Raw genomic sequence first — 15,507 nt, 5'->3', positions numbered from 1 at the left:
AACATCGGCGGCCTGCGCGTCGGCGGCGTCACCACCGCCGCCACCGGCCTCCAGGCGGCGGGCCGGATCGGCCTGCGCACGTCGAGCCCGCTCACGATCGACAAGGACATCATCTCGGCCGGCGACATCGTGGAGCAGGCGGGCGAGACGAACACGACGGGCGACAACCTGACGGTGAAGTCCGGCGTGACGATCTTCTCGACCGCCGGCTCCGTCACCCTCAATGCGGGCGACGACCTCACCGTCGAGGCCGGCGCCGTGATCAAGGCTTGGGGCGCCATCACGCTGCGCGGCGATTTCAGCGCCGCCGGAACGCCCGACAACACGGGCACGACGATCGACCTGAAGGGCACTTTCGTCGGCGCCTCGATCCGGATCGAGGGCGGCAACAGCGGCGACACGGTCCGTCTCGACGGCACGTTCCGCACCGGCACGCGCACCATCACCAGCGATGGCACGGCGGCCGGCACGACCGAGGGCACGCTCACCCGCAGCGGCAGCCTCACCATCGATGCCAAGGGCGGCAACAACACCGTCACGCTCGCGGACGCGGGCACCTACGCCACGGGGGCGATGAGCCTCGCCGCGGATGCGGGCAACGATGCCGTGACGCTCGGCGGCACCTACACCGTCGACAGCCTCGCGGTGGACGTTCGCGAGGGCGACAACACGCTGACCCTCGGCGGCACCTACAATGCGGCCGGCGCCATCGCGCTCCGCAGCGGCGCGGGCAGGGACATCGTCGACCTGCAGGGCAGCTACAATGCCGGCTCGATGGAGATCACGGCGGGCGCGGGCAACAACGACCTGACGCTGACCGGCACCTATCGGATCACGAACGGCTTCACGATCACGAGCGGCTCGGGCGCGGACATCCTGACCGACTCGCGGAATGTGGCGGGCATCACGAGCCGCGCCGACGTCACGGCCGCGGACCTGACGATCGACCTCGGCGACGGCGTGAACGCCCCGAATCTCACGGGCAGATACGACGTCTCGCGCGCCATGACCCTCAAGACGGGCAGCGGCGACGACGCGATCACGCTTGCGGGCGGCATCAAGGCCGGCTCGTTCCTCCTCGACGCGGGCGAGGGCTCGAACACGATCACCCTGTCCGGCAGCTACGACGTCGCCGGCCTGCTCGCCATTCGTGCGGGCGCCGCCCGCGACGTCATCGACCTGCAGGGCAGCTACAATGCCGGCTCGATGGAGATCACGGCGGGCGCGGGCAACAACGAGCTGACGCTGACCGGCACCTACCGGATCACGAACGGCTTCGCGATCACCGGCACGGCGGGCGACGATGCGCTCACCGACTTGCGCGTGGTCGGCGTTGTCGCCTCGCGGGCCGACGTCCAGGCGGATTCGGTGACGATCGGGCTCGGCGAGGGCGCCAACCGCGCGACGCTGGCCGGCCGGTACCGCGTCACGAACGCCTACAGCCTGACCGCGGGCGCGGGGGCCGACGTGCTCACCGACGCGCGCATCGTGGGATCCACCGTGACGGATTCCGCCGACGTCACGGCGGGCTCGATCGCGATCAATCTCGGCGACGGCGCGAACCGCGTCGCGCTCGCCGGCAGCCACGTCGCGAGCGGTGCCTTCAGCCTCACCACCGGCACCGGCAACGACAGCGTGACCGACGCCGTGGAGAGCGGCGGCGCCGTTCTCCGGACCGCGACCCTCAGCAGCACCGGCGACAGGCTCAGCCTGAGCCTCGGCGCGGGCGACAACGCCCTGACGCTCCTCGGCACCACCATCGCCGGGACCACCCTCGCTCTGACGAGCCTCGGCGGGCGCGACCGCTTCGCCCTGCGCGGACGGATGCAATCGGCCACGACCGAGATCCGTCTCGGCGCGGGCGACGACCGCCTCGACATGGCCCTCGTCTCGATCGCCGGGAACACGTCCGTCTTCGGCGAGGACGGCGCCGACACGATCGTCGTCGACCGCCTGCCCTCGCTGACCAGCGCCCATGCGGGCCGTACGGACACGCTCGACATCGACGGCGGCCAGGACACCGACACGATCAGCGTCCAGGTGAACGGCGCCTCGCTCTATCGCATCAACGTGCACGACACGGGCGATCCGGACCGCGGCGTCGACAGCCTGACGATCCTCGGCACGACCGGGAACGACCAGTTCCTGATGCGACGCAACTTCGTAGCCCTCGTCCACCCGGAAGCCGACGGCACCTACACGAACACCGCCGTCGAGCGGATCAACTACGACATGAGCGTCAACGGGCGCGTCATCGTCGAGGGCGGCGCCGGCAACGACCGCTTCACGATGGACGACAACGCCGCCCTGATGACGATCGACGGCGGCGCCGGCGACGATTACTTCCAGGTGGGCCAGGTCTTCGGCTCGCCCCGCGACATCGCGAACGGGCTGCTCGCCGAGGATGCCTTCGCGACGACGCAGCTCTCCTTCGGAGGCTACCTGTCGCCGGGCATCTCGATCCCGACCGTGATCTACGGCGGCGTCGGCAACGACACCTTCCAGATCTACTCGAACAAGGCGGACCTGCGCCTCGAGGGCGAGGACGGCGACGACACCTTCATCGTGCGCGCCTTCGCGGTCGCCAAGGAGAACAAGATCAAGCTCAACGCCGGCTCCGGCGACGACAAGATCGAGTACAACATCAACGCGCCGCTCGACATCGACGGCGGCTCCGGGTTCAACAAGATCGTCGCCCTCGGCACCGAGTTCGCCGACACCTTCGTCGTCACCAGTGACGGCATCTACGGGGCGGGCCTGTCGATCCGCTTCGCGAACGTCCAGGCGATCGAGGTCGACGGCCTGGAGGGCGACGACACCTTCTACGTGCTCTCGACGCCCGCGGGCGTGGTCACCACGCTCATCGGCGGCCTCGGCAGCGACACGTTCAACGTGGCCGGCGACGTGAGCGGCGAGGTGGTCGCCCGCGACGCCAAGGGCAACTCGGCCGTCATCAACCACACGGTGAAGAGCGAGGATGCGCGCTTCGACGGCCTGTTCGTGCAGGGCATCAACGCCTCGGTCTCGGCCGCGGATGCGGGCGCCGTCAGCGACGGCCCCGGCCTGACGCTGCGCGAGGACAGCGCGGTCACGGCGGCGAACGCGCCCGGCAGCCGGGTCGGCACCTATCAGGTCGTGCCGCCCACGCCGAAATCGACGGCGTTGCGGGCCGGCGACAAGGCCGTGATCACGGTCTCGGCCGCGCAGGCCTCCTCGCAGTCGCGGGCGCTCGCCGGCAATGCCGGCACGGTCGAGATCTCGGCCGACGGCACCACGTGGTCCGACATGCTGACCCTGACCTTCACGGCGGTTCAGAGCGGGAGCGGCTACGTCTGGAGCGCCGAGCGGACCGTCTACGTCCGCGCCAAGTCCGATACGGCCCTCGAGGGCGACCAGCGCGTGGCGATCGGCCACTCGGTGATCAGCACCAACAGCGAGGTCAACGGCACCTTCCTGCGCAATGCCCTCGTCACGGTGATCGACGACGACAAGCCGGGCCTCATCATCACCGAGAGCGACGGCGGCACCGCCGTGCTCGAAGGCGACAAGCCGCAGCAGAGGGACAGCTACACCGTCGTCCTCAACAACCAGCCGCTGCCCACCGAGGAGGTGCGCGTCACGCTCAACGTGTCGAGCACCGAGATCGCCTTCGCCGACGCCAACGGCATCGCCCTGCCCAAGGACGCGGACGGCCGGGCCTACCTCACCTTCACGGCGGCCAACTGGAACCAGGCGCAGACCGTGCAGGTCTCCTCGCCCGCCGACACCAAGGCCGAGAACCGCTTCGTGGCCGACATCACCCACGTGGTGACGAGCCACGTCGGGGGCGCCAACGGACCGGAGGGCTTCTTCCAGGCCGCCCTGGTCGGCACGCCGACCGTGCGCGTGCAGGTGACCGACGGGAACACCGCGGGCGTCGTCGTGACGCCTGCCGCGGGCGGCGTCGCCGTGACCCCGTCCCAGGATTCCTTCTACGACATGGTCCTGACGACGGCGCCGACGAAGCCCGTCACCGTCAGCCTCGTCGGCGACGGCCAGACCCTCACGTCGAGCAGCGATCCGCGCTTCACGGCGGCGAGCGGCTCGAACCCGGCCACCGTCACCTTCGACGCCACGAATTACGACCAGCCCATCCGCATCACCGTGAAGCGGAACCCCTCCGCGTCGCAGACGACCTCCGACGTCAAGACCTTCTCGCGCCAGCCGCACGATCTCAGCCGCATCGAGGGCCCGCTGGTCCTCGAGGGCGGCGTCGGCCCCGAGAGCCGCTCGCTCACCCCGGCGATCGTGCTGCCGGGCGAGACGAACCCGGTCGTGAAGCGCGAGATCGTCGACGACGGCCTGCCGGATTTCGACAAGGTCACGCTCTACAACGACACGACGCTCGTGGGCGTCTCGGGCACGGTGAGCGCCGACCACATCGACGGGTTCGGGATGTCGCGGAACGACATCACCGCGGCCGCCAGCGGCAGCAACCCCGCCCGCACCTTCGAGGGCGGCGTGACCTACCGCGACATGCGCTCGGTCGAGCTGCTGCTCGGCTCCGGCGCCGACAGCGTCACGGTGACGGGCACGGCGCTCGCGACGCTCACGGCGATCCACGGCGGCGGCGGGGCCGACACCCTCACGGTGACCGGCTCGCAGGGCACGCTGGCCCTGTTCGGCGACACCAGCGCCGACCGCAGCCGCTACGATTCGAGCCCGACGAACCCGACCGGCCGCGCCTTCGGCTTCCTCGACGAGGGCGCGACCGACCGGGATGGAAAACCCGTCAGCCTGAACGATTGGATCGACGCCTCGGGCGCCACCGGCCTCGTCATCATCGACGGCGGCGCCGGCAACGACATGCTGATCGGCGGAACGGGCCGCAACATCATCGCGGGCGGCACCGGCAACGACACGATCACGGGCGGTCCGGCGGCCGACATCATCGTCGGCGATTCGAGCTTCAACCTCGACGACGTGAAGCGCCTCGTCACGATCGCCGATCCGTTTGTCGGCGAGGCCCGGGCGGCCGGCACCGACACGATCGACGCCAAGGGCGGCTCGAACATCATCCTGGGCGATCACGGCCAGATCCATCAGGACGGCTCGGCCACCGCGCAGATCGCGCTCGAGGGCAACCACGTCGTCAGTCGCGTCGTCTCGACCCATACGGGCGTCGGCGGGAGCGACCTGATCTCGGCCATCGACGGCGACAACATCATCGTCGGCGGCTTCGGCTCGGACACGATCACGGCGGGCGCGGGCAACCACGTCATCCTGGGCGACAACGGCGAGGCCCTGTTCACGGACGGCGTCCTGACGAGCCTCAAGAGCATCGCGGGCGCGACCGGCGGCGACGACACGATCACGGCCGCGGACGGCAACACGACCGTGATCGGCGGCGCGGGCCGGGACGGCATCACCGTCGGCGCGGGCACGCAGGTAATCCTCGGCGACACGGGCGAGGCGAGCTTCGTGCCCGGCACCCGCATGGTCGCCGGCGTCGCCGTGCCGGTGCTCACCGCCATCAAGACGGCGGACGACGAGGCCGCCATCGGGGGCGGCGACACGATCACGGCGAAGGACGGCAACGTCACCGTGATCGGCGGTGCGGGCGCCGACACGATCACTCTCGGCGCGGGCACGCAGGTGGTGCTGGGCGATTCCGGCTCGGCCACCTTCACGACCGGTCAGATCGCGACCGTGACCTCGATCGCGACCGATATCGGCGGCGACGACGTCATCGAGGCCAAGGACGGCGACACCACGATCATCGGCGGCTTCGGCGCCGACCGGATCACGGTGGGCGTGGGCAACCACGTTATCCTCGGCGACAACGGCAAGGCGCTCTTCGCGGCCGGCAAGCTCGCGACGATCGAGAGCATCGATCCCGGCATCGGGGGTGGCGACACGATCACCGCCGCGGACGGCAACGTGACCGCCATCGGCGGAGCGGGCGGCGACACGATCAAGCTCGGCAAGGGCCGTCAGGTCGTGCTCGGCGATTCCGGTTCGGCCGCCTTCACGAACGGCGTGATCGACAGCATCACCTCAGTCGCGACGAGCGTCGGCGGCGACGACCTCATCGAGGCGAAGGACGGCGACACCACGATCATCGGCGGCTTCGGCGCCGACCGGATCACGGTGGGCGCGGGCAACCACGTTATCCTCGGCGACAACGGCAAGGCGCTCTTCGCGGCCGGCAAGCTCGCGACGATCGAGAGCATCGATCCCGGCATCGGCGGGGCCGACACGATCACCGCCGCGGACGGCAACGTGACCGCCATTGGCGGCGCGGGCGGCGACACGATCAAGCTCGGCAAGGGCCGTCAGGTCGTGCTCGGCGATTCCGGATCGGCCGCCTTCACGAACGGGCTCATCGACAGCATCACCTCGGTCGCGACGAGCATCGGCGGCAACGACACGATCGAGGCCAAGGACGGCGACACCACGATCCTCGGCGGCGCCGGGGCCGACGTGATCACGGTCGGTGCGGGCAATCACGTCATCCTGGGCGACAGCGGCCAGGCGCTCTTCTCCGCGGGCGTGCTCACGACGATCGAGAGCATCGATCCCGGCATCGGGGGCGCCGACACGATCACGGCCGCGGACGGCAACGTCACCGCCATCGGCGGCGCGGGCGGCGACACGATCACCCTCGGCCGGGGCACGCAGGTCGTGCTCGGCGATTCGGGCAAGGCCGAGTTCACGGGCGGCGTCATCGCCAACATCGTCTCGGTGGCCACCGATATCGGCGGCAACGACACGATCACGGCGAAGGATGGCGACGTCACCATCCTGGGCGGCGCCGGGGCCGACGCGATCACGGTCGGCGCGGGCAACCACGTCATCCTGGGCGATTCCGGCCGGGCCACGTTCCGCAACGGCCGCGCCCAGCGGGTCGAGTCGATCACGCCGGAGATCGGCGGCGACGACGTCATCGAGGGCAAGGACGGCGACGACACCATCATCGGGGGCGCGGGCGCGGACCGGATCACCACGGGGGCGGGCAACCACGTCATCCTCGGCGATTCGGGCGAGGCCGACTTCACCGTGACGGCCGCCGGCGCCACCACGACGAGCCTTCTCCTGCGCATCGCCACGACCGCTCCGAGCATCGGCGGGGCCGACCAGATCAGCTTCGGCTCGGGCACCAACGTCGTGCTCGGCGGTGCCGCCGGCGACACCATCACCGGCGCCGACCAGGGCGCCGTGGTGCTCGGCGACAACGGCATCGTCACCTTCGACCCGGCGGGCAAGATCCGGCGTGCCATCTCCACCGACACCACGATCGGCGGCGACGACACGATCACCATCGGCAACGGCGACAACGTCGTGCTCGGCGGCACCGGCTTCGATGCCATCACCATCGGCGACGGCACCAACGTCGTGATGGGCGATTCCGGCCAGGCCGACTTCGAGGCCGGCCTCATCGTCGAGATCGCGAGCATCAGCCCCGAGGTCGGCGACCGGGACACGATCCGTCTCGGCAAGGGCCGCAACGTCGTCGTCGGCGGTGCCGGCGGCGATCTGATCACGGCGGGCGACGGCGCGGATGTGGTGATCGGCGATGCCGGCCATGCCAAGCTCACCTCGACCGGCCTGCCGATCCTCGTCGAGACGACCTACGACAACGTCGCGGGCGACGACACGATCACGCTCGGCAACGGCGACAGCGTCGTCCTCGGCGGCTCGGGCCTCGATACGATCCGGGCCGGGAACGGCCGCAGCGTCGTGCTCGGCGACAACGGCCGGGCCGACTTCGACGGGGCAGGCCGTGCCTCGCAGGCGGTGACGACCGCCCCGACCTCGGGCGGGCGCGACCTGATCACGCTGGGCAATGGCGGCAGCGTCGTGATCGGCGGTGTCGGAGCCGACGAGATCCGCACGGGCTCCGGCTCGGACGTGATCGTCGGCGACAACGGCAACGCCGTGTTCCTCAACGGTGTCCTCACCTTCATCGAGACCCTCGATTCGAGCCTCGGCCTCGCCGATCTGATCGAGGCGGGCGAGGGCGCCAACATCGTGCTCGGCGGCGTCGGCGGCGACGACATCACCACGGGATCGGGCGCCGACGTGATCGTCGGCGACGACGGCCAGGCGAGCTTCACGCTCGGAATTCTCACCCGCATCACCACCAAGAACGAGGGCGTGGCGGGCGACGACGTGATCCGCGCGGGCGACGGCGCCAACGTGGTGCTCGGCGGCTCGGGCAGCGACCGCATCACCACCGGCATCGGCGCGGACGTGGTCTTCGGAGACAACGGCGCTGTCGATTTCGTGGACGCCATCCGCGCGGAGGCTCTGAGCGAGCGCGCCGGCGGCGGCGGGCGCGACACCATCGTGACGGGGTCCGGCGCTGACCTCGTCGTCGGCGGCCTCGGCGCCGACACGATCGACGCGGGCAAGGCGGACACCGACGACGACATCGTCTTCGGCGACGACGCCCACATCACCTTCGACGTCCTCGGCCGGGTCAGCCTCGCCGAGACGATCGACCCGACGCTCGGCGGCGACGACCAGATCGACGTGGGCGCCGGCAACAACATCGTGCTCGGCGGCGCGGGTTCCGACCGGATCGTCTCGGGCGAGGGCGCCGACGTGGTGTTCGGCGACAACGGCGCGGTGACCTTCACGGGCGGAATCCGTCTCGAGGCGATCAGCGACCGCAACGGCGGCGCGGGCGACACGATCGACACCGGCGCGGGCGCCGACCTCGTGATCGGCGGCCTGGGGGCGGACGCGATCGACGCGGGGGCGACCGACACCGACGCCGACATCGTGTTCGGTGACGACGGTCACGTCACGTTCGACGCGCAGGGCCGCGTGAAGCGGGCCGAGAGCCTCGACCCGACATTCGGCGGAGACGACATCATCCGGGTCGGCGGCGGCGACAACGTCGTCATCGCCGGCACCGGCGACGACGCGGTCACCGCGCTCGGCGGATCCGACGTGGTGATCGGCGATGCCGGCTACGCGGTCTTCTCCGCGGGCGTGCGCGTCGAGTTCGCCTCGACCGACACGGCCGTCGGCGGCAACGACACGATCGATACGGGCGACGGCGACAACCTCGTCATCGGCGGCTCGGGCAACGACACCATCACCACGGGGGCTGGCGCCGACGTGGTGCTCGGCGACAACGGGCTCGCCCTGTTCGAACTCGGCGTGCGGGCCCGCATCACCAGCGACCGCAACGGCGGCGCGCGCGACCGCATCGTGACGGGCGCGGGTGCCGACGTGGTGCTCGGCGGCCTCGGCTCCGACACGATCGACGCGGGCAAGGCCGATGCCGATTCCGACATCGTGTTCGGCGACGACGGCAACGTCACGTTCGACGCGCAGGGCCGCGTGAAGCGGGCCGAGAGCCTCGATCCGGGCTTCGGCGGTGACGACGAGATCGATGTCGGCGGCGGCGACAACGTCGTCATCGCGGGCACGGGGGCCGACACCGTGACGGCTCTCGGCGGCAGCGACGTGGTGCTCGGCGACGACGGCTACGCGCTGTTCGAAGCCGGCGTGCGCGTCGAGTTCGCCTCGACCGACCCGAACGACGGCGGCAACGATCGGATCGACGCGGGGAACGGCGACAACCTCGTCATCGGCGGGGTCGGGGCGGATGCGCTGACCTCGGGCTCCGGCGCCGACATCGTGCTCGGCGACAACGGCGTCATCCGGTTCGAGGCCGGCCTCGTCCACGAGGTCTACACGACCGACGAGCGCATCGGCTCGGGCGACGTCATCAAGGCCGGCGACGGGGCGAACATCGTGCTGGGCGGCGCCGGTCGCGACGCGATCACCACGGGGTCCGGCGCGGACGTGATCCTGGGCGATCACGGCGAGGCGAGCTTCTCCGGCGGCCGCCTGACGCGGATCGCCTCCCTCGACCCGACCCGCGGCGACGACGACACGATCCTGGCCGGCGACGGCGACAACACGATCATCGGCGGCACCGGCCGCGACGAGATCCGGGCGGGCTCGGGCGCCGACGTGGCGCTCGGCGACAGCGGTCTCGCGACCTTCCAGACGGACGGCAAGCGCATCCTCGTGCGCTCGACGGACGTCGAGACGGGCGATGCCGACACGATCGACCTCGGCGACGGCGACAACGTCGTGATCGCGGGCGCGGCCGGAGACACGGTGACCACGGGCTCCGGCGCGGACGTGATCCTCGGCGATCACGGCCGGGTCGGCTACGACGCGGCGGGCCGGATCGCGCAGGTCCTGTCGACGGACACGTCGGTGGGCGGCAACGACGCGATCCGGGCCGGCGACGGCACGGACGTGGTCGTGGCCGGCTTCGGCGCCGACAGCGTCACGGCGGGCGACGGCGCCAAGATCGTGCTCGGCGACAGCGGCCAGATCGACTTCGCGGCAGGCATCATCACCCTCGCCCAGACGCTCGATGCCCGCATCGGCGACGCCGACGTGATCAAGCTCGGCCACGGCCGCAAGCTGGTGCTCGGCGGAGCCGGCTCCGACACGGTCGAGGGCCTGACGGGCGATGCCGTGGTGCTGGGTGATGCCGGCCTCGTGCGGTTCGCGAGCGGCAACCCGGTCCATGCCGAGACCTCGGACGTCGAGGTCGCGGGCGACGACCGGATCACCCTGGGCAACGGCAACGGCCTCGTCATGGGCGGCTCGGGCGCCGACACGATCACGCTGGGCCAGGGCCGCTCGGCGGTGCTCGGCGACAACGGCACGGTCGACCTCGACGCGCAGGTGCGCGCCACCGAGATCACCTCGACGGCACCGGACGTGGGCGGCCGCGACGTGATCGTGGTGGGCGACGGCGGCAGCGTGGTGCTGGGCGGGTTCGGTTCGGACCAGATCACGACGGGCTCGGGCTCGGACCTCGTGCTGGGCGACAACGGGGCGGTGACGCTCTCGGCTCTGGTCCCGGTCCTTGTCCGCACGACCTCTCCGGCGATCGGCGGGTCGGACGAGATCCGGGCGGGTTCGGGCGACAACGTGGTGCTCGGCGGCACGGATGCCGACACCATCGTCACGGGCGCGGGCCGCGATGCGGTCCTCGGCGACAACGGCGAACTGCGCTTCGATGCCTTCGGACGCTACAGCCGCATCACCACGACCGACTCGGCGATCGGCGGTGGCGACACGATCGAGGCCGGTCACGGCGCGAACGTGGTGTTCGGCGGCGCGGGCACCGACACGATCACCACCGGGCTCGGAGCCGACCTGATCCTCGGCGATAACGGCGAGGCCACGTTCGAGGCCGACCGCTTGGTGCTGCTGCGCAGCCTCGATGCGGCGATCGGCGGCAAGGACACGATCCAGGGCGGCGAGGGCGACAACGTCGTGCTCGGCGGCGCGGATGCGGACACGATCACGGTCGGCAGCGGCCGTGACGTGGTGCTGGGCGATAGCGGGCTCGTTCGCTACGACGGCCAGGGCCGGCTGGCCCAGGTCGCCTCGACCGATACCGCGATCGGCGGCGACGACCGGATCGAGGCCGGGGAGGGCGACAATCTCGTCCTCGGTGGCGCCGGTGCCGACCGGATCGGCACGGGCGCCGGCGACGATCTCGTCCTCGGCGACAGCGGCGAGGTCCTGTTCGCGGAGGGCGTGATCGCTTCGGCCGTCACCCTCGACGCGACCTCGGGCGGCGGCGACGTGATCGTCGCGGGCGCGGGCGCCAACCTCGTCCTGGGCGGGCTCGGCGGCGACACGATCATCACAGGCGGGGGTGCCGACGCGATCCTGGGCGATCACGGTCGGGCGCTCTACACGAGCGGCCTGCTCGCCGTGCTCGAGACCATCAATCCGAATGCGGGCGGAGACGACACGATCACGGCGGGTGACGGCGACAATCTCGTCCTCGGCGGGGTCGGGGCCGACCGCATCGTCACGGGCGCGGGTGCCGACATGATCCTCGGCGACAACGGCCGCGCGGATCTCGACGTGGTGGGTATCCGCTCCGTCCTGCGGCGCCTGCGCTCGACCGACCCGCTCGTGGGCGGCGACGACACGATCGAGGCGGGGGCCGGCAACGACTACGCGGCCGGCGGCACGGGTGCCGACGTGATCCTCGGCGGCGACGGGCACGACGTCCTGTTCGGCGACCACATGCTCTACGACCGGGCCCTCCCGGTGAACCAGCGGGCCGTCTCGCTCTTCACCGCCTCCGGTGACGGCGGCGGCAACGACCGGCTCGAAGGCGGGGCGGGCGACGACTTCCTGTACGGGCAGCAGGGCGACGACGTCCTCTTCGGCGGGGCGGGCGACGACGACCTCACGGGCGGTCATAACGTGCTGGGCGGGGCGGACGGGAGCGACACGATCTCCGGCGGCGACGGCGCGGACGTGGTGCTGGGCGACAACGGCGTGATCACCCGCGCCGTGCGCGTGGACGACGTGAAGGCCGTGACGTGGCAGATGAACCCCGGATCCTTCGCCGACACGGTGCTGCGCGACGTGCTGCGCTTCGACCTGATCGACTTCGTGGGCGGGAACGACACGCTCAACGGGGATGCGGGCGACGACCGCCTGTTCGGCCAGATCGGCGATGACCGGATCTCGGGCGGGGACGGCTCGGACGAGATCGTGGGCGGCCTCGGCCGCGACACGATCGACGGCGGGGCGGGCGCCGACCTGCTGCTCGGCGACGAGGGACGGATCGTGCGGGCCTACGGCTCGGACGGCGCGCCGATCCTCAACACGGACGGCACTTGGCACCGGGACGTGGTGCTGGAGGAGATCGGCACGGTCACCGCCAACATCGGCATCGATTCCCGGACCCGGGCGGAGCGGCCGGGCCTGGCTGACATTCTGACCTCGGCCGACCTCCTGCTGGCGGTGGGCGGTACGGACGGCTCGGGCGCGCGGTTGCTGCACGGCGACACGGGTGCCTGGAACACGGGCGTGCTGGCGGTCTCGCTGGCGGCGGCCGACGACGACGTGATCGCGGGCGGGGCGGGCAACGACGTCCTGTTCGGCCAGCGCGGCAACGACACCCTGAGCGGCGGCGAGGGTGACGACCTGATCTACGGCGACCGCGCCTCGAACCTGGCCGAGACGGTCTCCGACCAGCCCGGCATCGTGAACGCGGTGCGCCTGATCGGGGCGGCCGCGGGCATCGATCTGGCACTGCCGCTGGGCGGGGCCGTGGTGGTTCCGGCGGCCAATCTGGTTCCGTCGCTGCTGGCCTCCGGCGCGCCGCGGATCGAGGTCTACCCGGCCATGGCCGCAGCGGCGGCCGACATCGCCGGTTCGGGATCGATCCGGCGCACGGATGGCAACGGCTTCACCGTCTACGCCTCGCTGGTGCCGAGCCTGTTCAACGTGAACGGGGTCCTGGCCGGCAACGACACGATCGACGGAGGAGCGGGCAACGACACGATCTATGGCGACAGCGGCGAGACCTACGCGCTCGACGTGACCACCTACGCCACGCTCAACGCGCGCATCGACGCCGTCTCGGGAAGCCTCCGGGATCTGCTGGGAGCCTTCGACGTCCTGAGCCGCGGCACCGACATGATGAATGCGGGCCTCGGACGGCCGTCGGCCGGGCGGATCAGCCTGGGCAACGACACGATCACCGGCGGTTCCGGCAACGACCTCATCGTGGGCGATGCCGGCCGGGTCATCGTGGCCGGGACGGGCCCGCTGCGGGACGCGTCACTGGCGGCGGCGCGCGCGCTGAACGGCTTCCTGGACGATGTGCAGGTCGTGGTGGCCGATCTCGCCGCGACCGCCCGCTTCGCGCAGGCGCAGGTGGCCGCGACACTGGAGACCCTGTCGCTGCCCGGCGGAAGCCTCGCCGGTCTGCCGGAGCGGTTCCGGCCGAGCCATCAGGTCGTGATCGGCAACGACACGATCGATGGGGGCGCGGATGGCGACGTCGTGGTGGGCGACACGCTGGTGCTCCTGCAGGCGGGTGCGGGCCGCACGCTGGCGAGCTGGGATCCGGCGCGGGCGGGCGAGGCTTTCGCGGTCGAGGCGGATCTGAGCCGGCTGTGGATGGAGCAGGCGGCGACGCTGAGCGGGCACCTTGCCAAGGCGCACCCGATCGACCCGCTGACGGCGACGCTGGGCTGGATGGTTGCCGGCGCATCCGCGGGCTGGAGCCTGGAACTCGGCAACGACCGGATCGCGGGGGGGACGGGCGACGATCTGCTCGTCGGCGACACGGCGCTCATCCAAGTGGCGGCCGGGTCGGGCTGGGGCGGCACCGCGGGTCCGGCGGGCTTGGCGCTCGAGCGGGCGCAGGTGCAGGCTCGGCTCCTGGCTGGCTTCGACGGGGGAACCGGTTGGGGCACAGGCTACGGCTGGGGTTGGCCAGGCTACGGCTACGGCTACGGCTACGGCTACGGTTACGGCTGGGGCTGGGGCGCTACGGGCTGGTCGGCTGCGAGCGTGGGCTGGGCCTCGGGTTGGGGGCTCGGCTGGGAGACGGGGCTTGCGGGCGCATCCGGCTTCGGCACGGCGACCCTCGGCCGCGACACGATCGCGGGTGGCGCCGGCGACAACCGGATCTTCGCCACCAGCGCCACGCTGGTTCCCGCCCTCGACGCGGCCGGTCGCTTGGTCGGCTCCGGCGCGCTGACGGCGCTGCTGCCCGACGATATCGGTCTGGCCGATGGCGTCTTCAGCCCGTCGCGCGCGGCCTGGAGCGTCGGCACGCTGAGCACGGCGGGAGCGCCGGCCTATAGCCTGAACTTCGGCTACGGCGTGCCGTTCGCCGGCCGCTGGGGCGGGCCTGCGCTGATGGGCTACGCGGCGAGCTACCTCGCGCCGCAGGGGCCGGAGCGGCCGTGGGGCTGGCCGGCCGGCTGGAGCGGCACCTGGGGCTGGGCGGGCGCCTGGGGCTTGGCGGGCACCTGGGGCTTGGCGGGCACCTGGGGCTGGGCGGGCGCTCGGAGCGGAGCTGGCTACCTCGCGCCGCTCCCGTCCTACCTGAACGCGCTGACGGCGCTGCCGGTGGCCAATCCCTGGCACGCGGCCGCCGTGACGGGACAGATCGTGCCGGTACGGTCGGAGGGCGGCTTCGGCGCGCCCTACTCCTACGGTGCGGCGTATCCCTACGGCGCGGCCTACCCCTACGGCGCGGCGTACCCCTACGCGGCGTGGGCGGGCTGGCCGGCGGGCGCGGGCCTGTGGACCGGCCTGGGCACGGGCGGCGACACGGTGACGGACGGCGGGGGCCTCAGCGGGATCGGGTCGCGCAAGGGCAAGCTGTTCTGGCGCTTCGACGCCGGGATCAGCCTGCCCACCCTCGGCGCGGTGACCGCCGACACGCTGCGGGCGCAGGCGCTGGGTGCGCGGGCATCTCTGATCTCGGGGATCGCGCACCGCCCGGTGCTGGCGCAGGATGTGATCCGCTCGATCCAGGGTGGGGACATCGTGCTGCGGGTCAGCAGCGACGAGGCCGGTGCGAGCCGGCCGCGCTACCGGACCTGGCTGTTCGACGAGGGGAAGGGCAACCTGGTCGAGCAGGCGCGGGAGGCGGAGGAGATCCTGTTCCTCACCCATCGCACCGGCGACCCCACGCGGCACGTTCCGTAA

The 15,507-nt window shown here is 71.7% G+C and carries 1 protein-coding gene (only partly in view); it reads left to right on the top strand.

Features of this window, described 5'->3' with window-relative positions:
- Window positions 1-15,507: the final stretch of an LEPR-XLL domain-containing protein gene (locus J2X36_RS22955; RefSeq protein WP_310354154.1), read on the top strand. The gene continues 27,144 nt to the left of window position 1, outside the view; the window shows 15,507 of its 42,651 coding nt (coding positions 27,145-42,651); its start codon lies off the left edge, out of view; the stop codon is at window positions 15,505-15,507.

Source organism: Methylobacterium sp. BE186 (genome assembly GCF_031457035.1).
Classification (GTDB): domain Bacteria; phylum Pseudomonadota; class Alphaproteobacteria; order Rhizobiales; family Beijerinckiaceae; genus Methylobacterium; species Methylobacterium segetis.
The sequence above is the reverse complement of the archived record's forward strand: the minus strand, read 5'-3'. Positions and strand labels throughout refer to the sequence as shown.